This is a genomic window from Terrabacter ginsenosidimutans (genome assembly GCF_039539425.1).
Taxonomy (GTDB): Bacteria; Actinomycetota; Actinomycetes; order Actinomycetales; family Dermatophilaceae; genus Terrabacter; species Terrabacter ginsenosidimutans.
The window spans coordinates 48764-71443 of record NZ_BAABDC010000013.1 but is presented as its reverse complement, the minus strand read 5'-3'; the positions used below and the strand labels follow the sequence as shown (position 1 = coordinate 71443).

The window sequence follows — 22680 nt, the reverse complement described above, 5'->3', positions numbered from 1 at the left end:
CGTGCGCTGGCTCACTTGCCGGCGCGGTACGCCGTCCACTGCGCCTGCATGCGGCTGACCTGGCCGGTGGTGAAGGTGTTCATGCACGAGTCGTAGGTGTAGTCCATGAAGTTCTTGATCGGGTCGAGGCCGGGGCTCGTGCACGTGTCGCGGCCGGTCGGGCACTGGTAGGCGGCACTCGCCTCGGCGGGCGTGTCGGCGACGTAGTCGCCGTTGCCGTTACAGCCGCCCTGGAAGGTGTGGTAGAGCCCGACCCAGTGGCCCACCTCGTGCGTCGCGGTGTCGCCCTGGTTGTAGTTCGTGGCGCTGCCGCCCGGCAGGGAGGCCGTGAGGATGACGACGCCGTCCATGGCGTCGTAGGTGCTCTTGGGGAAGGTCGCCCAGCCGAGCAGGCCCTGCCCGATGTTGGCCGAGTAGAGATTGAGGTCGGCCATCGTGCCCTTGCGCAGGGTCGTCTTCATGCTCTTCTCGGCTGCTGAGCCGGGGGTCACGGTGTACCAGGACGAGTTGCTCGTCGAGTCGGACCCGGCGAGGGTGAAGCTGAGACCGGTGCCGGAGTAGGCCTTGTTGAGCACGCTCAGCTGGCTGTTGACCGTGCTGCTGCTGACCGCGCCCTGGCTGCCGTTGGTGATGGTGTGCCAGTAGACCTTGACCGTCGCGGACGCGAACGCACCCCCGGTGCCGGGCTTGCCCGTCGCGCCCTGCTGGACGACCTTGCCCGACGAGTCACGGGTCAGGCCCTTGGCCGCGAGGGCCTTGGTCAGCGCCGCCTCGTTGGCGCGCACTTGCGCCTCGCTCAGCTCGTGCGGGTCCTTCGCGGTGCCGTGGGCCACACGGGCTCCGACGGCCGCCGGGTCGAGGCAGGTGGCGCGGACGTGACCGTCGAGCACGGGCGAGCCCTGGGCGGGCGCGCCGAGCGACACCGCGGCGAGTGCGAGCGGTGCCGCGAGCATCAGGGAGCGAAGCTTCATGGGGTGACCTTTCTCGTCCGACACGACACCCGATCGGGTGTCGATCCCAGCGACTGTAGGTACGCGACCGTCAGCGGCGGAGCCGGGACGAGTAAAGAACCCTTAAGGAAAGCGCAGCAGGGTCGGGCACGGCGCAGGGACGGCGCGACGAAAGTGGACGAACCGGTCAGGACTCCCCGCCGCCACCGCTCTTGTCGCCGTCGCCGCCGTCCTGCGGGTCACGCAGGCCGTCGTAGATCTCCTTGCAGACCGGGCAGACGGGGAACTTCTGCGGGTCGCGACCAGGGACCCAGATCTTGCCGCAGAGCGCCACCACCGGCTCGCCGGACAGGGCGCTCTCGAGGATCTTCTCCTTGCGCACGTAGTGCGAGAAGCGCTCGTGGTCGCCGGGCTCCTGGAGCTCCTCCCGGACCTCCTCGCGCTCGATCGTGGTCGTGCTCGTGCGACGCAGCGGCTCGGGCTCGAACGGATCCGGAGGCATCGTGCTCATGCGGGAAGTCTACGGCTGGGGTCGAGCGACCGGAACGACGCCCGCTCTCGGCTCCCTGACGTCGGTTCAGTGGCTCGTTCCGGCCGGTCGACCCGTGGCCGGCGCAGCGAGCAGGCGTCGGCCTGCCGGGTAGGAGGCCCACGACTCGGGCAGGCGTCCGGGCCGGCTGCTGAGGAGCACCGCCTCGACGCCCGCGTGCGGTGCCGTCGCGTCCGGCTCGAGGCCGATGCGGCGCAACGTCTGGCGCGCCACGGCGACCGGTGAGTCGTGGACCGTCACGCCCTCCTCGAGGGCTGCGAGGATGCGGTCCACGACGAGCCCGTAGTGGGTGCAGCCGAGCACGAGGGACCGGACACCCGCAGGGGTGTGCGACGCGGCATACGCGATGGACTCCTCGATCGCCTGCTCGTCGCCGGACTCGATGGCCTCGGCGAGTCCCAGCGCCGCGACGGCATGGGTCTCGACGTCGGCGGCGAAGGCGTCGACGAGACCGCGCAGGTAGTCGCTCGAGGTCGTGGCGGCGGTGGCCCACACGGCGACCGGGCCGCCGGAGGCGGCAGCCGGACGGATGGCCGGGACGGTTCCGATGACGGGCACGTGCGGCTCGAGCTCGGCACGGAGGGCCCCGAGCCCGTGGACCGACGCGGTGTTGCACGCGACGACGACCGCGTCCGGCTCGAACGGCAGCGTGGCCCGCGCCGAGGCGAGGATGAGCCGCTGCACCTCGTCCGGGGTCCGGGGGCCGTAGGGCATGTTGTCAGGGTCCAGCGACAGCACGAGACCGAGGTCGGGGCGCAGCGCGTGGAGGGCGTCGGCATACCCGAGGAGCCCGAGTCCGCTGTCGACGAAGGCAACTCGCCTGGTCGACCTCGGCAGCTCGGGAAGCTCCCCGGTCAGGGGCTCTCCGATGTCGGACACGCCCACGTCAGTTCATCGACGGGTCGTCGGGGAAGCTGGCGACGTACGCGAGGCTGTCGCGCTGGCGCCGCAGCACCTCGCTCCACAGCCGGTCGGGCTCAGGGGTGAAGGCGTCGCGCACCTCGGCGTCGACGACGTACCAGTCCCCGCGCAGCACCTCGCCCTCGAGCTGGCCCGCCTCCCACCCGGAGTAGCCGGCGAAGATGCGCAGCCCAGCCAGCTCGGCCGCGACCACGGGGGTCGGCACGTCGAGGTCGACGAGCCCGATCGAGCCGAAGAGCCGCTTGACCCCGAGCGGCTCGGGCTCGTCGCCCGGCACGGTCACGAGGCCCAGCGCCGACGACGTCGACACGGGACCACCCTGGAAGAGCACGTGCGGCGCGGTGACGACGCGCTGCCAGCCCGGCAGCACCGAGTCCACCTCGGCCGACAGGGGCTTGTTGAGCACGACGCCCTGGGCGCCGCCGTCGTCGTGGTGGAGCATGAGGATGACGGACCGATGGAACACGTCACCCCCGACGGACGGCGTCGCCACGAGGAGGCGGCCGGTGTGGAACGTCGAGCTCACGAGCCCAGCCTTCCACACCGGCGACCGCTCAGAAGCGGGCGCCCCGACGTCCGCTGCGGTCATCGTCGCCCCAGCGGGAGACGAGGCCGTCTCCGCGGTCGCCCCGCTGTCCGCGACGGTCGTCACGACCGCCACCCTGGTGCGGGCGCGAGCCACTGCGCTGGCCCTGGCGCGGACCGCGGGGTCCGGCCGGGGCTCGACGGTGCTGCTTCGGTCCGGCGATGAGGCGCTGGAAGTCGTCCTCGGCGATCGCGACACCACTGGGCGTCGTCGCGCCGGTGGCCGCGATGATCGCGTCGCCGGGCGTCGCCCGGACCGGCGAGATCTCGAGGCCGGCATCCTTGAGCTGGCGCTCCATCGTCTTGCGCTGGTGCGGCAGCGCGAGGGTCACGACGGTGCCCTTGTCGCCGGCGCGGGCCGTGCGACCAGAACGGTGCAGGTAGTCCTTGTGGTCGGCCGGCGGGTCGACCTGCAGGACGACCGACACGTCGTCGACGTGGATGCCGCGCGCGGCGACGTCGGTCGCCACGAGCACCGGGAGGGTGCCGTCACGGAAGGCTCCGAGCACGCGGTTGCGCTGGCCCTGGTTGAGGCCGCCGTGGAGCGCGGCCGCCATGACGCCCTGCTCGCGCAGCTGCAGCGCGATGCGGTCGGCGCCGAGCTTGGTGCGGCAGAACACGACGGTGCGACCCTCACGGTTCGCGACCTCGGCCGTGATGACCTTCTTGTGCTGCGGGTCGACGAGCAGGACGTGGTGGTCCATGCCCTCGACGGAGGCGGTGGCGTCGTTCGTCGAGTGCGTCACCGGGTCGGTGAGGTACTTCTCCACGAGGGCGTCGATGCCGCGGTCGAGCGTCGCCGAGAAGAGCAGACGCTGACCGTCGGACGGGATCTTGTCGAGGCTCGTCGTGATCTCGGCCATGAAGCCCATCTCGGCCATGTGGTCGGCCTCGTCGAGGACGGTGATCGCGATGTCGTCCATCTCGACCGCGCCACGCTCGAGCAGGTCGTTGAGGCGGCCCGGGGTCGCGATGAGGATGTCGACGCCCTTGTTCAGGGCGTTGATCTGCGTGGTGTAGCTGAGGCCACCGGCGACGAGCTTGTGGCGCAGGCCGACGACGTGCACGAGCGGCTCGAGCGCGTCGGAGATCTGCATCGCGAGCTCACGCGTCGGCGTGAGGATGAGGGCGTGGGGCTTGCGCGGGCGACGCGGCAGGTCCGCCTCGAGCAGCCGGGTGATGAGGGGCAGACCGAACGCCAGGGTCTTGCCGGATCCGGTCTGGCCGCGGCCGAGGACGTCCTTGCCGGCCAGCGCGTCGGGGATCGTCGCGGTCTGGATCGGGAAGGGCGAGGTGATGCCCTCGCGGGCCAGGCGCTCGACGATGCGCTCCGGCAGGCCGAGGGCGGCGAAGCCGTTGTCGGCCGCGACGTCGACGGGTCCGTCGGACACGTCGGCGCGGGTCGACTTGGTCCAGCTGTCGGCGTCCATGCGCTCAGCCTCGGCGTCGTCGAAGCTCACGGGAGCCCGGTCGGCGCCACGGTCGTCACGGCGGTCGTTGCGACGGTCGAAGGACGGACGGTCGTCACGGCGCTGGAAGCCACCACGGTCACCGCCACGGTCGTCACGGCGCTGGAAATCACCACGGTCACCACCACGGTCGTCACGGCGCTCGAAGGACGGACGGTCGTCACGGCGCTGGAAGCCACCACGGTCACCGCCACGGTCGTCACGGCGCTGGAAACCACCACGGTCACCACCACGGTCGTTGCGACGGTCGAAGGACGGACGGTCGTCACGGCGCTGGAAGCCACCACGGTCACCGCCACGGTCGTCACGGCGCTGGAAACCACCACGGTCACCACCACGGTCGTCACGGCGCTCGAAGGACGGACGGTCGTCACGGCGCTGGAAGCCACCGCGGTCACCGCCACGGTCGTCACGGCGGTCGAAGGACGGACGGTCCTCGCGGCGCTGGAAACCGCGGTCGCCGCGGTCGTCACGGCGCTGGAAGCCCCCACGGTCACCGCCACGGTCGTCACGACGGTCGAAGGACGGACGGTCCTCACGACGCTGGAAACCGCGGTCGCCGCGGTCGTCACGGCGCTGGAAGCCCCCACGGTCACCGCCACGGTCATCGCGACGGTCGAAGGACGGACGGTCCTCACGACGCTGGAAACCACGGTCGCCGCGGTCGTCACGGCGCTGGAAACCACCACGGTCACCGCCACGGTCGTCACGGCGGTCATCGCGACGGTCGAAGGACGGACGGTCCTCGCGGCGCTGGAAACCACGGTCGCCGCGGTCGTCACGGCGCTGGAAACCACCACGGTCACCGCCACGGTCGTCACGGCGGTCATCGCGACGGTCGAAGGACGGACGGTCCTCGCGGCGCTGGAAACCACGGTCGCCGCGGTCGTCACGGCGCTGGAAGCCACCACGGTCACCGCCACGGTCGTCACGACGGTCCGAGGAACGGTGCTCGTCACGCGGGGCGCGCCACTCGCGGCCGCCGACGTGCGACGAGCCGGACGAGACCGGGCGGGAGCTCTTGGGGCCCGAGAACGATCCGGCGCCGCCCTGGCCCCGGTGGGGCTTCTTGGCTGCGGCGCTCTTCTTCTCGGTGGACCAGCGGGCCTTCTTGGGCGCGCCGGAGGAGGTGTGCTTGGGCATTGCGTATTCAACTCTCTTGACTCGATGCAGACTTCGCCTCGAGCCGTGAGTCACACCACGACCATGCAGACGAGCCTCAGGCGCAGAAGTGTCTGCGCCCCATGTGTACCGGTGCCCGGCATCTGTGCCGTCCGGTGTTCGGATCCGCTCCGCGTCGGTGCCGGGTCGCGCCGTCTGCGCGAGCTTCCGGTGGGGGTGTCACCCCGTCGGACGAGCCTGCCCGCCGGGCATCCCCGGCGCCATCTCTTCCGTCGTGATCCGAGGAGACCTCGGAGTCGGATGCCCCGAGTCTACCAGCGGCGCAGCCTCGCCCCGACCACGAGAGCCGCGGCCCCGAGCCCCACACCGACGAGGTCGAGCACGGCGTCCCAGACGTCGCCGGAGCGTCCCGGGAGCAGGAAGTGCTGCACGAGCTCGCTCACCGGGGCGTGGATGGCGAAGAGCAGGACGGCGACCCGCACGGACCCCAGGGCGCGGCCCACGGCATTCGTCGGCACGGCGAAGACGAGCAGGTGGACGACCTTGTCGGTCCAGCTGACGGGGCCCTCGACGGTGACGACGGGCCAGTAGAGGACGAGCAGCTGCACCACGACGACGGCGAGGGCCACCGCGACGACGAGTCGTGAGGCGGGCGCGGACCGTCGCGGAAGGCTCGTCATGGCACCGCAGTCTAGGTAGGTTGCGGGCAGGGCCCGGCTCCCTCCCGCGGGTCCGCGACGAGAGGAAGCCATGGGCAAGCGCACGGTCACCGTCACCGGCAGCGGCAGGGCCGCGGTCTCCCCCGACGTCGTGCGGCTCGACCTGCGCGTCGGTCACGACGCCGACGACGTCGCTGCGGCGCTCGCCGGGGCGGCCGAGGGCATCACCAGGGTGGGCGCGGTCGTGCGCGACCACGGCGTGGCCGATGCCGACATCCGCACCCTCGACGCAGGCGTCAACCAGCGCTGGGACAACACGGGCACGGCAGTCGGCTTCACGGCCCAGCAGCGCCTCGCCGTCACGGTGCGCCGGCTCGAGTCGGTGGGCGAGATCCTCGAGGCCGCCGCGTCCGCCGTGGGCAACGCGCTCCTGGTCGACCAGGTGCGCCTCGACGTCTCCGACCGGAGCGAGGGCCTGCGCCGTGCGCGAGACGCCGCCTTCGCCGACGCCGAGGACAAGGCGCGGCAGTATGCCGTCCTCTCCGGCGCCGAGCTCGGCGTGGTCCTCGGGGTGGCCGAGGCGGGCGCGGTCCCCGCACAGCGCAGCGCGATGAAGCTCATGGCCGCGTCGATGGACGCCGGTGGCATGCCCGTCGAGGGCGGTGACCTCGACCTCGGCGCCGCCGTCACGGTGACCTGGCGACTGCGCTGAGGGCGGAATACCCGCCACACACGATCCGTTGGGAGAGACATGGCTACCACTGACCTGACCGCGCAGTCCTTCGAGAAGACCGTTCTCGACAACGACATCGTCCTGGTCGACTTCTGGGCGTCCTGGTGCGGCCCGTGTCGGCAGTTCGCTCCCGTCTACGACGCCGCCTCGCAGAGCGGCGACAACGAGGGCATCGTCTTCGGCAAGGTCGACACCGAGGCCGAGCAGTCCCTCGCGTCGGCGGCGAACATCACCTCGATCCCGACCCTGATGGCCTTCAAGGAGGGCGTCCTCGTCTTCGCGCAGCCCGGCGCGCTGCCGCAGTCCGCGCTGCAGGACGTCATCGAGCAGGTCAAGAACCTCGACATGGCCCCCATCAAGGAGCAGATGGCGGCCGAGGCCGCGGCGGGTGCTCCCGAGCAGGCCTGACGACCGCCGACGCAGCACACGGCATACGCGAGAGGGCGTCCCGCGAACGGGACGCCCTCTCGCCTGTCCTGACAGCGAACAGCGTGACGTGGCCACCACGGAAGTGGTGGAGGTGGCGGGAATTGAACCCGCGTCCGATGACGAGAAACCAGGGCTTCTCCGGGTGCAGTGCGCTATGGCTTTTCTCGGCCTCAGGGCTCGCACGCACACGTCCCCTGACAGGCCCAGTTGAGTAAGAGTCCCGCGCAGCCCCCCAACATGACTGCGCAGCAAGTTTCCTAGCTGATGCCAGACACTGAGTCGGAAACTAGCTCAGGCTGACAGACTTCGAGGCTCGCTCAGGCGGCGAGGGCGAAGTCGGTGCGCTTGGAATTGGCACCTATTGTTTTGCAAGGAGCGTTTACGAGATAACCCTGCATCCTCGACCCGCTTCCCCTGGTGTGTCGATCACCGTCGAAACCGATCACCCCCATGAGGGGTGTCCACGTCACGCTGTTCACTTGTCAAGCAGCTCTGCGCTCCACCGGAGTGGAGACCACAGTATGCAGGAGGAACGCTCGGGGGGTCCACGCCATTCCCGACCACTCGCCTCCAGGCCGGGCGGGTTCGGGACGTGGGCTGGCTCTCGTGCGCCCCGCCACTAGGCTTCCGACCGTGGTCGACGCGGACCACCCAGTCGCCCCCGCACCCTGGAGGTCCGATGTTCCGCAAGGTTCTCGTCGCCAACCGAGGCGAGATCGCCGTCCGAGCCTTCCGGGCCGCGACGGAGCTCGGCGCCCGCACGGTCGCCGTCTTCCCGTACGAGGACCGCAAGAGCGAGCACCGCCTCAAGGCGGACGAGGCCTACCAGATCGGCGAGGAGGGGCATCCCGTCCGCGCCTACCTCGACCACGAGGCGATCGTCGCCCAGGCGGTCGAGGCCGGCGCCGACGCGATCTACCCCGGCTACGGCTTCCTCTCGGAGAACCCCCTCCTCGCGGAGGCGTGCGACGCGGCCGGCATCACCTTCATCGGGCCGCCGGCGTCGGTGCTGCACCTCACGGGCAACAAGGCGCGAGCCATCGCGGCCGCCCGGGAGGCCGGCCTGCCGACGCTGCGCGGGTCCGAGCCCGGCACCGACCTCGACGACCTCGAGGCGGCCGCCGAGGACATGGGTTACCCCCTCTTCGTCAAGGCGGTCAGCGGCGGCGGCGGCCGCGGCATGCGACGGGTCGAGGCCCGCGAGGGCCTGCGGGAGGCGCTCGAGGCCGCCCAGCGCGAGGCGGAGTCAGCGTTCGGCGACCCGACGCTCTACCTCGAGGAGGCCGTGGTCAACCCGCGCCACATCGAGGTGCAGGTGCTCGCCGACGGCACCGGCGAGGTCGTGCACCTCTACGAGCGTGACTGCTCGCTCCAGCGCCGCCACCAGAAGGTCATCGAGATCGCGCCGGCGCCCAACCTCGACGCGCAGACCCGAGCCGGGATGTGCGCCGACGCCGTGGCCTTCGCCCGCTCGATCGGCTACGTCAACGCCGGCACCGTCGAGTTCCTCCTCGGCGAGGACGGACGCTACGTCTTCATCGAGATGAACCCCCGCATCCAGGTCGAGCACACGGTCACCGAGGAGGTCACCGACATCGACCTCGTCGTCATGCAGATGCAGATCGCATCGGGTGACACGTTCGCGTCGATGGGACTGGTCCAGGACGACATCCGCACCAAGGGCTTCGCGTTGCAGTGCCGCATCACGACGGAGGATCCCGCCAACGGCTTCCGCCCCGACGCCGGGACCATCACGGTCTACCGCTCGGCCGGAGGCAGCGGCGTGCGCCTCGACGGCGGCACCGTCTTCGTCGGCGCCGAGATCAGCGCCCACTTCGACTCGATGCTCGTCAAGCTGACCTGTCGCGGCATGACGTTCCCGATTGCGGTCCGTCGCGCCCAGCGCGCGCTCGCGGAGTTCCGCATCCGTGGCGTCTCGACCAACATCCCCTTCCTCGAGGCGGTCCTCCACGACCCCGTCTTCCAGGAGGGACTGGCGACCACCTCGTTCATCGACGAGCGCCCCGAGCTGCTCTCGGCACGCGTCAGCGCCGACCGCGCGACGAAGCTGCTCACGTTCCTCGCCGACGTCACCGTCAACCAGCCGAACGGTCCGGTCACGACCCGGGTTCGCCCGCGCACCAAGCTCCCCCAGCTGCCGGACGCACCGGTCCCACCGGGCGCCCGTGACCGACTCGTCGCCGACGGACCGGCCGCCTTCGCGCGGGCGCTGCGCGAGGCCAACGACGTCGCCGTCACCGACACGACCTTCCGTGACGCCCACCAGTCGCTGCTCGCGACCCGCATGCGCACCCGCGACCTGCTCCACGTCGCCCAGCACGTCTCACACCTGACGCCGCAGCTGCTGTCGATGGAGGCGTGGGGTGGCGCGACCTACGACGTCGCCCTGCGTTTCCTGGCGGAGGATCCCTGGGAGCGCCTGGCCGCCTTGCGTGAGGCGATGCCCAACATCCCCCTCCAGATGCTCCTGCGGGGACGCAACACGGTCGGTTACACGCCCTACCCGACAGCCGTCACCGACGCGTTCGTCCGCGAGGCGGCCTCGACGGGGCTCGACATCTTCCGCATCTTCGACTCGCTCAACGACGTCTCCCAGATGCGTCCTGCCGTCGAGGCCGTCCTCGAGACCAACACTGCTGTCGCGGAGGTCGCGCTGTGCTACACCGGCAACCTGATGAGCCCGGGCGAGAGGCTCTACACACTCGACTACTACCTGCGCCTCGCCGAGCAGATCGTCGACACCGGCGCGCACGTGCTCGCGATCAAGGACATGGCGGGGCTGCTCCGCGCGCCCGCCGCGGCGCGTCTCGTCCGCGCACTGCGTGAGCGCTTCGGCCTGCCGGTGCACCTGCACACGCACGACACGGCGGGCGGCCAGATCGGCACCCTGCTCGCAGCCATCGACGCCGGGGTCGACGCCGTCGACGCAGCCGCGGCGACGATGGCAGGCACGACGAGCCAGCCCTCCCTGTCCGCGCTCGTCGCGGCGACCGACGACACCGAGCGGCCGACGGGGCTCGACATCACGAACGTCTTCGCGCTCGAGCCGTACTGGGAGGCCGTGCGCCGCCTCTACCGTCCTTTCGAGTCCGGGCTCGACTCCCCCACCGGACGCGTCTACTTCCACGAGATCCCCGGCGGTCAGCTGAGCAACCTGCGCCAGCAGGCGATCGCGCTCGGCCTCGGCGACCGCTTCGAGGCGATCGAGGACATGTATGCCGCCGCCAACCGCATCCTCGGCAACGTCGTCAAGGTGACCCCGAGCTCCAAGGTGGTCGGCGACCTCGCGCTCGCGCTCGTCGGCGCCGGGGCGGACCCGAAGGACTTCGAGGACGACCCCCAGAAGTACGACATCCCGGACTCCGTCATCGGCTTCCTCAACGGTGAGCTCGGCGACCCGCCCGGTGGGTGGCCGGAGCCGTTCCGCACCAAGGCCCTGGCCGGCCGCCAGTCCAAGCCGCGCCTGACCGAGCTCACCCCGGAGCAGGAGAAGGACCTCGTCGAGGCACCGCGGCGGACGCTCAACCAGCTGCTCTTCCCGGTACCGACGAAGGAGTTCGAGTCCTCCCGCGAGTCCTACGGAGACCTCTCCGTGCTCGGAACCGTCGAGTTCCTGCACGGACTGGAGCAGGGCGAGGAGTACGAGGTGGAGATCGAGCCCGGCAAGGTCCTCCTCATCGGCGTCCAGTCCATCGGCGAGGCCGACTCCAAGGGCATGCGCACCGTCATGTGCACCCTGGGGGGCCAGTTCCGACCGATCTCGGTGCGCGACCGCACCGTCGAGGCGGACGTCAAGTCCGCCGAGAAGGCCGACCCCGCGGCCACGGGCCAGGTCGCGGCCCCCTTCGCCGGCGTCGTGACCCTCGCCGTCGCCGAGGGCGACTCCGTCGAGGCCGGCGGCGTCGTGGCGACGATCGAGGCGATGAAGATGGAGGCCAACATCACGAGCCCCACCGGGGGCACGGTCTCCCGCGTCGCGATCGGCGCGCAGCAGCAGGTGGAGGGCGGCGACCTCCTCGTCGTGATCGGCTGACCTCGAGGTCGGGGTCGTCCCCGACCGACGAGCAACGGTGCGTATGCCGGGTGCCGGCCACACGGCATACGCACCGTTCTCGTGTGCCGGGACGCCTGCCCTCGCTACGCTCGAAGTCTCGGGGAAGATCTAAGCAGGTGCCTCATGGGCGATCCGGAACAGCCGCGTGCCGGCCCCGAACCGGCGGACGAGGGCGGGCGCGGCGGCCTCAGCGCGAGCGGGTGGGCGGCCGTCACGGCCCTCGGAGCCGCCGCGATCACCGCCGCCGTCACGCTCATCACCCACTTCGTGCCGCCGATGGGCGCGCAGCCGGTGGTCGACGAGTCCCCGGGCAGCGCCTCGTCCGCGAGCGTGCCGGCCACGCCTGCCCCGGCCACGCCCACCCCCACACCGACGGCCGTCCCGTCTGCGGCGCCGCGGTCCGGGCTGCTGAACCGGCTGACCGGCACGTGGTCGGGGCCGGCGAGGTCGGGGTCGCTGCGCTACACGATGACGCTCGTCGTGACGGGCTCGTGCGCCGAGGGCCGGTCGTGACGGGCTCGTGCGCCGAGGGCCGGCCGTGCGGGACCCTGACGACCGACCTGCTGCCGTGCATCGGCGCGATCACCCTCGTCAAGATCGACGACGGACCGGCGTTCGACTTCGCGACGGAGTCGTTCAGCCCGGACAGCTCGACGTCGTGCGTGCTGCGGACGGGTGGGGGCGACTACTTCGTGCTCGGCGACGACGTGCTCTCCTACCGCACTGGCTACGACGGAGGCACGAGCGGCACCTTGCGCCGGGTGCGCTAGGCCGACCGGGCCAGCTCGCGCACGAGGCGCAGGGCGTCCTCGACGGATCCCGTGACCTCGGGGATGGGGAAGAGCGTGGCGCGCACGACGCGGTCGCGGTCGACGACGAGGGTCTGCCGCTTGAGACGGGTCGCGCCGCCGGCACGGAAGGTCGGCAGTCGCAGGGCCGTCGTCAGCTCGAGGTCGGCGTCCGAGAGGAGCGGGAAGCGGATGCCGTTCACCGCGGCGAACGCGGCCTGCTCGCTCGGGCGCTGCGTCGAGACGCCGACGACCGATCCCCCGAGCGCCGCGAACTCGCCGAGCCGGTCGCGGTACGTGCACGACTCGAGGGTGCAGCCGATGCCGCCGGGAACCTCCTCGGCGCCGGGGAAGGCGTTGCCGGGATAGCAGTAGACGACGGTGAGGTCCAGGGCCGTGACGGGGTCCAGTGAGTGCAGGCGCGGGATCGCCTGTCCCACCAGCGCGCTCACCCGGCTCACCTCGTTGGAGTCGGTCGCGGCCCCGGCGTCGGGCTGCCCGTCGCCGAGCAGCCAGGTGTCACCGAACTCCTGCAGGGCACCGAGGACCGGCAGCGCGCCGCGGCCGAGCGCCGTGAGGACGTACTCGTACCGGGGTGGACGCTCGGAGTAGGCCCGGCGCTCGAGGAGGCCGTCCGCGACGAGGGCGTCGAGGCGCTGGGTCAGGACCTTGCGCGAGATGCCCGTCTCGGCGACGAGCTGGTCGAAACGCATCCGACCACCGGCGACGTCGCGCAGGACGAGCAGGCTCCACGGGTCGCCCAGGACACCGACGGCATGGGCGATGCCGCAGGTGTCGTCGGGCCGCGCGTGCCGCCTCGTCATGTCGCCATCCTAACTGAGTTCCCAAAAGAGACTGACTGTGGTCTGATGTCCGGATGAGCGACCTCAGGGACCTGCCGCGCGTCGTCTGGGCGCTGGCCGCCGGGCGCTTCGTCAGCTCGGCCAGCGCCTTCCTCATGCTCTTCCTCGTGCTCTACCTCACCGGGCCGCGCGGCCTCGGCGTCGTGCCGGCCGGCATCGTCGCCGGTTCGAACGGCGTCGGGGCCCTGCTCGGGAACTTCACGGGTGGCCGCTTCGGCGACCGCTACGGCCACCGGCGGGTCCTGCTCGTCGCTGCCAGTGTCGTCGGCGTCCTCACCGCCCTCATCCCCTGGCAGCCGGTCTGGCTGCTGGCCGCGACGATGCCACTCACCGGCTACCTCGGAGCGGTCGCGTCCCTGGGCCAGGGAGCACTCGCCGCGCTCGCCGTTCCGGCCGGGTCGCGACGGTCGTCGGTGGCCGTCAGCCGGGCCGCCTCCAACGCCGGCTTCGTCTTCGGGCCGCCCGTCGGCGCCCTGCTGGCCACCCGCGGCTACGACACGCTCTTCGTCGTCGACGGCGTGCTCACCCTGGTGCTGCGTCACGTCACGTCGCGCTTCCTGCCCGACGAGGCCCCCGTCGCACGCGAGCCCGACGCCCCGACCGGGCTCTGGCGGGCCGTGCGGTCCGACCGCTCACTCCTGCTGCTCCTGCCGGGCGTCGTCCTCGTCGACCTCGTCTACCGGCAGCTCTACTCCACCCTGCCGCTGCACCTGCGCGACCACGGCCAGCCCCTCGCGCTCTACACCCTGCTCATCGCCATCGGCTCAGGGCTCATTCTCGCGCTGGAGATCCCCGTCGCCCTCTGGTTGCGCGATCGACCCGCCATCCCCGTCATCGCCACCGGATATGTCCTCGTGGCAGTCGGTTTCGTCATCTTCGGGATCACCTCCCTCGGGGTGGCCGTAGCCGCGGTCGTGGCCATGGTGGTGCTGACCGCCGGCGAGATCCTCTACAAGACGACGGCCACCGCCCACGTCCTCGACGCCGCGCCGCTCCATCTCGTCGGGCAGTACCAGGGGCTCTACACCGGGGCCGCGACGAGCGGCACGATGCTCTCTGCACCGCTCGGCGGGATCGTGTATGCCGCCGCGCCGGGTCTGCTGTGGCCGCTCTGTGGCGTCGTGGCCGGGGTCGGCGCGGTGCTCGCACTGGCTGCCGGCAGGGTCGGTGCCGGACCGGCTACGAGCGCCCTACCAGGATCCGGACGACGAACCGCCGCCACCGCCGCCGGAGAAGCCGCCACCGCCGGAGAAGCCCGACGAGCCCGATGAGCCCGGTGTCGAGGTGAAGGTGCCGGTCGAGGTCGTCGAGAACGAGTCGACGCCGGCCGCGATGCTCGTGAAGTCGGGGAAGGCGTTGCCGCTCCAGACGTACCACGTGGGCATGATGAGTGGCTGGTTGGCCGCCTCCGCGGCCTTGGCGACCTCGGCGAACGTCTGCGCCCACCGGTCCGCCACCCCGAACACGACGGCATACGGCAGGTAGCGGCTGAAGACGTTGGACGCCTCCTCGAACTCGATCTGGCCGGCCTCTGCGGTGGTGAGGTACTCCTTGAAGCCCAGCGACTGCGAGAGCACCGCGGACCCCTCGGCCGTCTTGGCGGCCATCCGGCCACCGAGGACCCAGACGATGAGTCCGGCGACGATGAGCCCGATGCCGAGCGCCACTCCCCCGCTGAAGCTGCCGCCGAGGATGGCGCTCACTGCCGGGCGCCCGTAGAAGAGCACCAGTCCGCCGAGAGCCGCGATGACGAGGCCCAGACCCTGCCAGGCGCCGCGCTGCGCCTGAGGTGAGGAGCGGAACCAGCCGCGCGTCACGACCTCCTGGTACATCGCGCTCTGGATGCGCTTGAGGGTGCTCGCGAAGGTGTTCTTCAGCTCGGACAGGGTCACGACGTCGCCCCGGGAGGAGAAGATGCCGTCGAGGAGCTGCCGCTCGTAGGGCAGCAGACGCTCGTCCGGTGGCGGCGTGAGCCGCGTCAGGCTCCAGTCGGTGCGGCTGAAGAGTCCCTCCGCGCCGAGCTCCTCGATGCGCAGGAAGCCGCGCACCGCAAGATCGATCAGGGTGGCTGACACGTCGATCGGGTTGGCGGTCTCGTCGATGATCGTGCCGACCATGCCGGGCTGGACCCCCCGGGGTGGCTGGAACTGCACCGCCACGGTGGCCGACCCGCCCCGGACGGTGGCCGCGGCGGGGGTGCCGTCACCGGCGGCTCCGGTGCCGAACGCCGGTGACAGGCCGGGGGTCAGGTCGGCGTAGCGCTCGTCGCGCCCGCGCGTCCAGACGAGCGCTCCCATGACGGCGAGGGCCAGCACGGGGGCGCCGATGGCTCCGGCCCAGGCGGCCGCGTTGGCCGCCGGAGCGGCGTCGGACCCGACGGACGACCCGGAGTCGCCCTGCCGGACGTCGGCCCGCACGTTGCCGAAGGCCGAGGCCGGGTAGGAGGCGAGCACCGACATGGCATCGCCGGGCGCCAGGGCAGCGGCCGAGAAGCGCGCCGGGTTGCCGGAGCTGGACTGGCACGGGGTGTCGGACCGACTGACACCTCGGTAGCAGGCGACCTTCGTGGACCCCGTGGGCGCGTTGACCGTGATCGAGACCCGGTCGCGCGGAGTCAGCTCGTTGGTGCCGAAGACGTTGTAGTAGAGCTCGACGGTCGAGGCCTGGCTCGAGTCCGGAGCGGGCTTGCCGTCGGCCGTGATCGGGTTGAGCACGTCGTGCAGGGTGTAGCTGATCTTGTAGACCTGCGTGCCGCTCGTGTACTCGTTGGAAGACCCGATGCGGATCTCGCGGGCGGCGCCGTTGTCGCTGACCTTGAAGGCGTCCGGCGCCCCGCTCGGGCTCGAGACCGCGACATCGGTGAGGTCGTAGTAGCGGTAGCGGTTCTCCTCGTTGTTCCAGCCCATCCGCACGACGACGTCACGGAAGATGCCGTGCTTCTGCTCACCGGACGGGAAACGCCAGGTGATGGTCTCGGTGACCTTCATGCTGCCGTCGGGCTGCAGGTCGTAGACGGCCGCGAAGGAGTCCATGCCCTCGTCGCCCGCGGCAAACGCACTGCCCATCGGTGTGAGGAGCAGCAGGGCGGCCGCGAGGAGGAGACCCAGCACACCGAGCCGGCGGCCGCGCCTCGCAGCCGGTCGCCTCGATCCGGTCCATCCAGCCATCGGGTCCCTCCACGTCGTTGGTCCCACCCATCCTGACACCGGACGCGGCACGCGAGCGCACGGTTCCGGCCGCCCGACTGCGTGTCGTGCGGCACTCGGCGACGGGTGTCAGTGGCAGGTGGTCAGCGGCAGGTGCTCAGCGGCGGCGGTTGGCCGCGCTCATCGCGCGCTCGGCCTCACGGTTGTCCTGGCGTTCGCGAAGCGCGTGACGCTTGTCGTACTCCTTCTTGCCGGTCGCGATCGCGATCTCCACCTTCGCGCGGCCGTCCTTGAAGTAGAGGGCCAGCGGCACGATGGTGCGACCGCTCTCGCGCGTCTTGTGGGCGATCTTCTCGAGCTCGGCCCGGTGCAGGAGCAGCTTGCGCTTGCGCCGCGGGGCGTGGTTGTTCCACGTGCCGTTGAGGTACTCGGGGATGTGGACGTTCTCGAGGTAGAGCTCGTCGCCCGTGAACATCGCGAAGCCGTCGACCAGGGAGGCGCGCCCCATCCGCAGCGCCTTCACCTCGGTGCCGGACAGGACGATGCCCGCCTCGAAGGTGTCGTCGATGAGGTAGTCGTGGCGGGCCTTGCGGTTGCTCGCGATGAGCGACCGCCCCTTCTCCTTCGGCACCGGACCGTCCTTCCGACTCTGTTGCGTGCAGGACCGCACGGCGCGGTCAGCGCACCAACGCTACCCCGAAGGAGTGACCGACTCAGAGTCGGTTTCGCCTCAGACGCGGCTCAGAGCCACTTGCGCGGGTTGACCGGGGTGCCGTCCTCGTAGACACCGAAGTGCAGGTGGCACCCGGTCGAGTAGCCCGTCGTGCCGGAGTAGCCGATCAGCTGGCCACGGTTCACCGAGCCGCCGAACTTCACGATGCTCGTCAGGTGGTTGTACGTCGTCACGAGGTCGACACCACGGTGGATGCCGTGGTCGATGACGACCTGGTTGCCCCAGCCGCTCGCCCGCCAGCCGGCACGGATGATGTCACCCGGCGCCGCGGCATACACCGGGGTGCCGCACGGGATGCCCCAGTCGAGGCCGTCGTGGAGCATCCACTTCTGCAGCACGGGGTGCCACCGCATGCCGAAGCCGGACGTCGTGGGTCCGATGGCCGGGTAGCTGAGGTAGTTCGACGGAGTGGGGTCGCTCTGGACGGGCGGCGGGGTCCTGGGGACGTAGACCTGTCCGCGCTTCTTGGCCGCCGCCGCCTTGGCCCGCTCGGCGCGGAGCTTGGCCTCGCGCTGGGCCCGGAGCTTGGCCAGACGCTTCTGCTCGGCGATGCGCGCCTTGCGGGCCTGCTCGACGAGGATCGCCTGGAGCCGGGAGGACTCGGCGCGCGCGGAGGCCAGGTCGGAGGCCTCGTTCTTGCGCTGCACCGCGAGGTCGGCCGCGTAGCTCGACTGCTTGGCCTTGAGCTGGTCCAGCTGCGTCCGGGCCGCTGCGGCGTTCTGCGCGGCGGTGATCGCGTTGTTCTTCGCGACGATGGCCTGGTTCTTGGCCTGCGTGGCGGCAGCGGCCGCGGCCTCGGCCCCGCGCAGCGCAGCCTCGGCCTGACGCTTGAGGTCGGCGATCTCGCCGCGCACGGACGTCAGGTAGGAGCGGGTCGAGGTGTTGTCGGCCGTCATCGCCGCGAGCTTGTCGATCGTGTCGCTGGCGACCGCACTGGCCGTGTCGGCCATGACGAGCCGGTCGGCGAAGTCCTGCGGGGAGCTCGACCCGAACACCATGCCGAGCTGGGACTCCTGGTCCGCGCCCTGGAAGACCTCGGCGGCATACGAGTCGAGGGCGTCCTGGCTCGTGACCAGCTCGGTCGAGCTCTTGGCGAGCTGTTCCTTGGCACGCTGCTCGTTGGCCTGCGCGACGGCCAGCCTCTGGGCGACGGCCTCGTTGTGGGCCCGCGCCTTGGCCTCGGCGTCGATCGCGCGCGCCTCGGTGGCCTCGGCCGCGGCCTGCGCCGCAACGGCGCGCGCCTGGGCACCCTGGGCCGCCACGACACGCTGCTGCGCGATCGGGAGCGCCGCGTTGGTCCGTTGGAGGTTGACGTAGGCCCGGGCGAGCGAGGCGTTGGTGCCCTCGAGCTGCTGACCGAGCGCGGCGATCTTCTGGTCGTTGCGCTTCTTCTGGTCCGACACGGAGTCGGCACGTGCGACGAGGGCCGTGCCCACGGACACCGAACACGCCACGACGAGCCCCGCGGCCGTCAGCCTCGTCGCGGGACCGCTCTTCTCAGAACGCCTCATGAGCCACATATGCTCCATTGGTACCACAGGTCACTCGCGTTGGGGAGATTTCGCGCGTTTCGGCCGCGGTCAGCATGACGCCGCCGCCCCGTCGCAGGGGTGAGAACCGCGAAAACCGTCCGACCAGAGGTCCGACCGAGAGGTCAGACCGGAAAGGTCAGACCCGCAGGTAGCGGCGCAGGGTCACCCAGGAGGTGAGGCTGGAGAGCACCACGACGCCGAGGATGACGAAGGGTGCCACGTAGTAGACGTCCGCCACGCCGATGAACGCCGTGTCGGTCAGGGTCTGGCTGAGGAAGCCGACGACGCCGTAGCGCACCGTCGCCCACAGCATGCCCATCGCCAGCACCGCCCCGAGCACGCTCGACAGGACCGTCTCCATGACGAACGGGAAACGGATGGTGAAGTTCGAGGCCCCGACCAGGCGCATGATGCCCGTCTCGCGCCGGCGGCTGAAGGCCGTCTGGCGGATCGTGGTCGAGATCAGCATGACGGCCGCGAGGACCATGAGCGAGGACAGGGCGATGGCCGCCCACGAGACGGTGTTCATGAAGGTGAAGAACTTCTCGAGGAGCTTCTTCTGGTCCTGCACGTCGGCGACGCCGGGCATGCCCTTGATGGAGCTCGCGACGACGTCGAACTTGCCGGCGTCGTTGAGGTTCACGCGGTACGAGTCGGCGAAGTAGGACTCCCCTGCCCGCGCGAGCGGCGAGTTCTTGTAGGTCTGCTTGAAGCGGTCGTACGCCTCGTCGCGGGACTCGTAGTAGACCTCCTTGACCGTCGGCTTGAGCGCCTCGAGCTCGGCCTTGATGGCCGTGCGCTGCGCGTCGGTCGTGGCCTCACCCGCGCAGTTGGTGAACCGGGTCTTCTCGGCACACAGCAGCACCGTGACCTGGACCCTGTCGTACCAGTAGTCCTTCATGGTGTCGACCTGCCGCTGGCCCATGAGGCCGAGGCCGAGGAGGTACATGGAGATCATCGTGACGATGACGACCGAGACGGCCATCGAGAGGTTGCGCCGGAGGCCGTTGCCGATCTCGCCGAGGAGGAACTGGAATCGCATGTCGTGTCTCGCTCCGTCTCGGGCTCAGCGGTCGCTCGTCTGGACTGCCTTGTGCCGGCGGAAGATCCCGCCCTTGGCACGAGGTGCGTCCGCGTCGCGCCCGATGGGCGCCATCGTGGCCGACTGCTCGCCCGCGGCGTCGCCGTCGGGCTCGTCACCGTGGTCGTCGCCGTGGTGGTCCCCGGCGTATGCCGCGGGGTCCGCGTCGTCGAAGCCGTCGGAGACCTCGGGCTCGGCCGAGGACCGCCCTGACGTCTCCTCCAGCCGGACGCGCGGGATCGAGCCGGTCGTGTAGTCGCCCGCCTCCATGTCGCTGATGAGCACCCCCCGGTCGAGCCGGATGACGCGCTTGCGCATGGCGTTGACGGTCACCGTGTCGTGCGTGGCCATGACGACCGTCGTGCCCGTCCGGTTGATGCGGTCGAGCAGCTGGACGATGCCGAGGCTGGTGTCGGGGTCGAGGTTGCCCGTCGGCTCGTCGGCGAGCAGGATCGGCGGTCGGTTTACGAAGGCGCGGGCGATGGCGACCCGCTGCTGCTCGCCACCGGAGAGCTGGTGCGGCAAGCGCTTCTCCATGCCCTCCAGGCCCACGAGCTCGAGCGTCTCGGGCACGGTCTGACGGATGCGAGCGCGGCTGCTGCCGAGCACCTGCAGCGCGTAGGCGACGTTCTGGAAGACCGTCTTGTTGGGCAGCAGCCGGAAGTCCTGGAAGACGCAGCCGATCTCACGGCGCAGGGCCGGGACCTTGCGCTCCGGCAGCCGGTCGAGGTCGCGACCGGCCACGAGGATGCGACCGCGCGTGACGTCCTGCTCCTTCATGACGAGCTGCATCATCGTCGACTTGCCCGAGCCCGACGTGCCGACGACGAACGCGAACTCGCCGCGCGCGATCTCCAGGTTGACGTCGTCGAGCGCCGGACGCGTGGTCCGGGGGTAGGTCTTCGTGACGTTCTCGAAGAGGATCATGCAGCGTGCCTCGACTCGTACTGGGCTGGGCGTCAGCGGGACAGCGGCTGGGCTGGGTGGGCACGTGCCGGCATACGACGGCGGGCGTGCACGAACCGCCTACGAGGCTACGTGCACCGGGGCGAATCACCCGGAAAGCAACGGGGCCCGGCGTGGCGAGAGTCCCGAGAGGGTCCCGTCAGCACACGAGCGAGCTGAGTCCCTGGGCCGACTCCGAGCCCGAGCGGGCGAGCTTGCCCCAGCCCTGCGTGCACGACGTCGTCGTGCGCACCGGCACCGAGTAGGTCAGCTGCTGGCGGTTCGCGCCCGTGGTGAAGCCGCGCGTCTCCGGCTCGCCGCGGACGGCGACTCCGGCAGACGCCCGGTAGGCGAACCCTCGGGCGTGGTACTGGTCCCAGACGTAGACGGACGCGAAGTTCATCCACGCCGAGCCGCGGGAGTCGCTGCACCAGCCGATGTACTGGCGCACCGTGAACGCGGACATGCCGAGATCGGAGACGACCTTCTTCTCGCCGAGCTGCCGGACGCTGCCGCACGGCACCGATGTGCTCGATGTGCTCGAGGTGCTCGACGCGGTGGTGGCTGCTGGCGCGGCGGTGGCCGCGGGGGCGATTGCGACGAGGACGACGGTGGCGGAGAGCACGGCGGCGACGGCCGTGCCCAGACGGTGGAGGGGTGACATGGGCGGAACCTCTCAGGCGAGTGCGTGAGCTGCCCCGACCCTACGAGCGACGCGGGCGCCCCGCTCGCCGAAAGGCTGAGCTGTCCGTCATGTCAGTCCTGCTGGCGGTTCTGGCCGATCTGCCAGCGGATGCCCGCCTCGATGAAACCGTCGATGTCGCCGTCGAAGACCGCGCTCGGGTTGCCGGTCTCGTACTCGGTGCGGAGGTCCTTGACCATCTGGTACGGGTTGAGCACGTAGGAGCGCATCTGGTCACCCCAGCTGGCCTTGACGTCGCCCGCCATCTCCTTCTTGACCGCGGCCTCCTCGGCCTTGCGCTGCAGGAGCAGGCGCGACTGGAGCACGCGCAGGGCGGCGGCGCGGTTCTGGATCTGGGACTTCTCGTTCTGCATCGACACGACGATGCCGGTCGGGATGTGCGTCATGCGCACGGCCGAGTCGGTGGTGTTGACGCTCTGGCCGCCCGGACCGCTGGAGCGGAACACGTCGATCTTCAGCTCGTTCTCGGGGATCTCGATCGAGTCGTCGCTCTCGATGAGCGGGATGACCTCGACCGCAGCGAAGCTCGTCTGGCGACGACCCTGGTTGTCGAACGGGCTGATCCGCACGAGGCGGTGCGTGCCCGCCTCGACCGAGAGGTGGCCGAACGCGTACGGCACGTTGACCTCGAAGGTGGCCGACTTCAGGCCCGCCTCCTCGGCGTAGGAGGTGTCCATGACCTTCGTCGGGTAGCCGTGGCGCTCGGCCCACCGGAGATACATGCGCATGAGCATCTCGGCGAAGTCGGCGGCGTCGACGCCGCCGGCACCCGAGCGGATCGTGACGACGGCCTCGCGCTCGTCGTACTCCCCCGACAGCAGGGTGCGGACCTCGAGCTCGCCGACGTCCTTCTTCAGCGTGGCGAGGTCGCGCTCGGCCTCCTCGAGGGTGGCGGCGTCGCTCTCCTCCTGACCCATCTCGACGAGGGTCTCGAGGTCCTCGATGCGCGCGTCCATACCGAGGACGCGGTCCCGCTCGGAGTTGGCGCGGGAGAGGGCGCTCGTCACCTGCTGGGCCGCGTCGGGGTCGTCCCACAGGTCGGGGGCGGAGGCCTGCTGCTCGAGCTCGTCGATGGTACGGGCGAGGTCGTCGAGGTTCGTGACCCCGCGCACGGAATCCATCGTCGCGCGCAGTTCCTTGATCTCTTGCGTGAAGTCAACAGCCACGATCGAACAGCCTACGGCAGCACGGAGGCGCCCCGCGCACGCCCGGCCGGCCGGGTCCGCCGAATGCCTCCTCGACGTCACCTCTGCGCGGACGCAACGCCTCCGCGCCGAAGGACAGGGACGACGGACGCGGGACGAGTGGGACGTTCGACCCTGACGGTCCCCTGTCGAAAGGCGTCATGCTCGGATGGGGCCTGGGCGCGCGTCCGCCGTCCCCACCGCCGCAGGGG

The 22680-nt window shown here is 70.8% G+C and carries 21 protein-coding genes and 1 other RNA gene; 6 read left to right on the top strand and 16 right to left on the bottom strand.

The genetic code is table 11. The annotated features are described in order from the left end of the window. Positions 1-11 precede the first annotated feature (11 nt). The 7 genes from ABD831_RS21325 to ABD831_RS21295 all read right to left on the bottom strand — a co-directional run bounded on the left by ABD831_RS21325 (position 12) and on the right by ABD831_RS21295 (position 6277). Positions 12-971 (bottom strand): zinc metalloprotease, encoded by a 960-nt coding sequence (locus ABD831_RS21325; protein ID WP_344951813.1) that lies wholly within the window; start codon positions 969-971, stop codon positions 12-14. A 166-nt stretch (positions 972-1137) separates the two neighbouring features. Next, complete coding sequence (locus tag ABD831_RS21320) at positions 1138-1461, bottom strand: DUF3039 domain-containing protein (RefSeq protein WP_344951810.1); 324 nt, start codon at positions 1459-1461, stop codon at positions 1138-1140. Between the two features lie 66 nt (positions 1462-1527). Continuing rightward, a complete protein-coding gene (locus ABD831_RS21315) occupies positions 1528-2379 on the bottom strand; it encodes a glutamate racemase (protein WP_344951807.1) in 852 nt (283 codons plus the stop codon). A 7-nt stretch (positions 2380-2386) separates the two neighbouring features. Then, positions 2387-2947, bottom strand: coding sequence for a YqgE/AlgH family protein (locus ABD831_RS21310; protein ID WP_142179915.1), 561 nt, complete (start codon positions 2945-2947; stop codon positions 2387-2389). Between the two features lie 28 nt (positions 2948-2975). Further along, entirely contained in the window at positions 2976-4436 is a 1461-nt protein-coding gene (locus tag ABD831_RS21305) for a DEAD/DEAH box helicase (RefSeq protein ID WP_344951800.1), read from the bottom strand. Between the two features lie 26 nt (positions 4437-4462). After that, positions 4463-5434 carry a hypothetical protein gene (locus ABD831_RS21300; RefSeq protein ID WP_344951798.1) on the bottom strand — a complete coding sequence of 324 codons (972 nt, stop codon included), beginning with the start codon at positions 5432-5434 and terminating at the stop codon, positions 4463-4465. Positions 5435-5908: 474 nt separating this feature from the next. Beyond that, the gene (locus ABD831_RS21295; protein ID WP_344951795.1) at positions 5909-6277 is read right to left on the bottom strand and encodes a VanZ family protein; all 369 of its coding nucleotides are present in this window, start codon (positions 6275-6277) and stop codon (positions 5909-5911) included. A gap of 70 nt (positions 6278-6347) precedes the next feature. On the opposite strand from ABD831_RS21295, the gene ABD831_RS21290 reads away from it, so the two are divergent. Together ABD831_RS21290 and trxA are read left to right on the top strand one after the other, a co-directional pair. Next, positions 6348-6968 carry an SIMPL domain-containing protein gene (locus tag ABD831_RS21290; protein ID WP_344951792.1) on the top strand — a complete coding sequence of 207 codons (621 nt, stop codon included), beginning with the start codon at positions 6348-6350 and terminating at the stop codon, positions 6966-6968. Between the two features lie 39 nt (positions 6969-7007). Next, on the top strand, positions 7008-7397 hold the full coding sequence (trxA, locus tag ABD831_RS21285; protein WP_142179909.1) for a thioredoxin: 390 nt from the start codon (positions 7008-7010) through the stop codon (positions 7395-7397). A gap of 104 nt (positions 7398-7501) precedes the next feature. On the opposite strand, the gene ssrA is transcribed toward trxA, so the two are convergent. After that, positions 7502-7868: a transfer-messenger RNA gene (gene ssrA / locus ABD831_RS21280) on the bottom strand. Positions 7869-8097: 229 nt separating this feature from the next. Between ssrA and ABD831_RS21275 the strand changes: the two genes are divergently transcribed. The 3 genes from ABD831_RS21275 to ABD831_RS21265 all read left to right on the top strand — a co-directional run bounded on the left by ABD831_RS21275 (position 8098) and on the right by ABD831_RS21265 (position 12263). Then, on the top strand, positions 8098-11472 hold the full coding sequence (locus tag ABD831_RS21275; protein ID WP_344951787.1) for a pyruvate carboxylase: 3375 nt from the start codon (positions 8098-8100) through the stop codon (positions 11470-11472). A gap of 144 nt (positions 11473-11616) precedes the next feature. Then, on the top strand, positions 11617-12006 hold the full coding sequence (locus ABD831_RS21270) for a hypothetical protein (protein ID WP_344951784.1): 390 nt from the start codon (positions 11617-11619) through the stop codon (positions 12004-12006). Continuing rightward, on the top strand, positions 12003-12263 hold the full coding sequence (locus ABD831_RS21265; RefSeq protein WP_344951781.1) for a hypothetical protein: 261 nt from the start codon (positions 12003-12005) through the stop codon (positions 12261-12263). The genes ABD831_RS21270 and ABD831_RS21265 overlap by 4 nt, the downstream gene beginning before the upstream one ends. Here ABD831_RS21265 and ABD831_RS21260 read toward each other — a convergent pair. Then, on the bottom strand, positions 12260-13105 hold the full coding sequence (locus ABD831_RS21260; RefSeq protein ID WP_344951778.1) for a winged helix-turn-helix transcriptional regulator: 846 nt from the start codon (positions 13103-13105) through the stop codon (positions 12260-12262). The genes ABD831_RS21265 and ABD831_RS21260 overlap by 4 nt on opposite strands. A gap of 53 nt (positions 13106-13158) precedes the next feature. On the opposite strand from ABD831_RS21260, the gene ABD831_RS21255 reads away from it, so the two are divergent. Then, positions 13159-14415 carry an MFS transporter gene (locus ABD831_RS21255; RefSeq protein ID WP_344951775.1) on the top strand — a complete coding sequence of 419 codons (1257 nt, stop codon included), beginning with the start codon at positions 13159-13161 and terminating at the stop codon, positions 14413-14415. Here ABD831_RS21255 and ABD831_RS21250 read toward each other — a convergent pair. The 7 genes from ABD831_RS21250 to prfB all read right to left on the bottom strand — a co-directional run bounded on the left by ABD831_RS21250 (position 14335) and on the right by prfB (position 22450). Next, positions 14335-16311 carry a DUF2207 domain-containing protein gene (locus ABD831_RS21250; RefSeq protein ID WP_344951772.1) on the bottom strand — a complete coding sequence of 659 codons (1977 nt, stop codon included), beginning with the start codon at positions 16309-16311 and terminating at the stop codon, positions 14335-14337. The two genes, ABD831_RS21255 and ABD831_RS21250, sit on opposite strands and share 81 nt — an antisense overlap. Before the next feature lie 136 nt (positions 16312-16447). Then, positions 16448-16921, bottom strand: a complete 474-nt coding sequence (gene smpB, locus ABD831_RS21245) for an SsrA-binding protein SmpB (protein WP_142179900.1) — start codon at positions 16919-16921, stop codon at positions 16448-16450. A 110-nt stretch (positions 16922-17031) separates the two neighbouring features. Continuing rightward, positions 17032-18534, bottom strand: coding sequence for a peptidoglycan DD-metalloendopeptidase family protein (locus tag ABD831_RS21240; protein WP_344951767.1), 1503 nt, complete (start codon positions 18532-18534; stop codon positions 17032-17034). Between the two features lie 157 nt (positions 18535-18691). Then, positions 18692-19597, bottom strand: a complete 906-nt coding sequence (ftsX, locus tag ABD831_RS21235; protein WP_142179898.1) for a permease-like cell division protein FtsX — start codon at positions 19595-19597, stop codon at positions 18692-18694. Positions 19598-19621: 24 nt separating this feature from the next. Then, complete coding sequence (gene ftsE, locus ABD831_RS21230) at positions 19622-20563, bottom strand: cell division ATP-binding protein FtsE (RefSeq protein WP_344951763.1); 942 nt, start codon at positions 20561-20563, stop codon at positions 19622-19624. Positions 20564-20741: 178 nt separating this feature from the next. Next, the gene (locus tag ABD831_RS21225; RefSeq protein ID WP_344951760.1) at positions 20742-21245 is read right to left on the bottom strand and encodes a hypothetical protein; all 504 of its coding nucleotides are present in this window, start codon (positions 21243-21245) and stop codon (positions 20742-20744) included. A 92-nt stretch (positions 21246-21337) separates the two neighbouring features. Then, positions 21338-22450 carry a peptide chain release factor 2 gene (prfB, locus tag ABD831_RS21220; protein WP_344951758.1) on the bottom strand — a complete coding sequence of 371 codons (1113 nt, stop codon included), beginning with the start codon at positions 22448-22450 and terminating at the stop codon, positions 21338-21340. Between the last annotated feature and the right edge of the window lie 230 nt (positions 22451-22680).

Bases quoted from the DNA above. Each gene is read 5' to 3' on its own strand.
- ABD831_RS21325 (WP_344951813.1), bottom strand. From the start codon at position 971: ATGAAGCTTCGCTCCCTGATGCTCGCGGCACCGCTCGCACTCGCCGCG.
- ABD831_RS21320 (WP_344951810.1), bottom strand. From the start codon at position 1,461: ATGAGCACGATGCCTCCGGATCCGTTCGAGCCCGAGCCGCTGCGTCGC.
- ABD831_RS21305 (WP_344951800.1), bottom strand. From the start codon at position 4,436: ATGGACGCCGACAGCTGGACCAAGTCGACCCGCGCCGACGTGTCCGAC.
- ABD831_RS21295 (WP_344951795.1), bottom strand. From the start codon at position 6,277: ATGACGAGCCTTCCGCGACGGTCCGCGCCCGCCTCACGACTCGTCGTC.
- ABD831_RS21290 (WP_344951792.1), top strand. From the start codon at position 6,348: ATGGGCAAGCGCACGGTCACCGTCACCGGCAGCGGCAGGGCCGCGGTC.
- trxA (WP_142179909.1), top strand. From the start codon at position 7,008: ATGGCTACCACTGACCTGACCGCGCAGTCCTTCGAGAAGACCGTTCTC.
- ABD831_RS21275 (WP_344951787.1), top strand. From the start codon at position 8,098: ATGTTCCGCAAGGTTCTCGTCGCCAACCGAGGCGAGATCGCCGTCCGA.
- ABD831_RS21270 (WP_344951784.1), top strand. From the start codon at position 11,617: ATGGGCGATCCGGAACAGCCGCGTGCCGGCCCCGAACCGGCGGACGAG.
- ABD831_RS21260 (WP_344951778.1), bottom strand. From the start codon at position 13,105: ATGACGAGGCGGCACGCGCGGCCCGACGACACCTGCGGCATCGCCCAT.
- ABD831_RS21255 (WP_344951775.1), top strand. From the start codon at position 13,159: ATGAGCGACCTCAGGGACCTGCCGCGCGTCGTCTGGGCGCTGGCCGCC.
- ABD831_RS21250 (WP_344951772.1), bottom strand. From the start codon at position 16,311: ATGGCTGGATGGACCGGATCGAGGCGACCGGCTGCGAGGCGCGGCCGC.
- ABD831_RS21240 (WP_344951767.1), bottom strand. From the start codon at position 18,534: ATGAGGCGTTCTGAGAAGAGCGGTCCCGCGACGAGGCTGACGGCCGCG.
- ftsX (WP_142179898.1), bottom strand. From the start codon at position 19,597: ATGCGATTCCAGTTCCTCCTCGGCGAGATCGGCAACGGCCTCCGGCGC.
- ftsE (WP_344951763.1), bottom strand. From the start codon at position 20,563: ATGATCCTCTTCGAGAACGTCACGAAGACCTACCCCCGGACCACGCGT.
- ABD831_RS21225 (WP_344951760.1), bottom strand. From the start codon at position 21,245: ATGTCACCCCTCCACCGTCTGGGCACGGCCGTCGCCGCCGTGCTCTCC.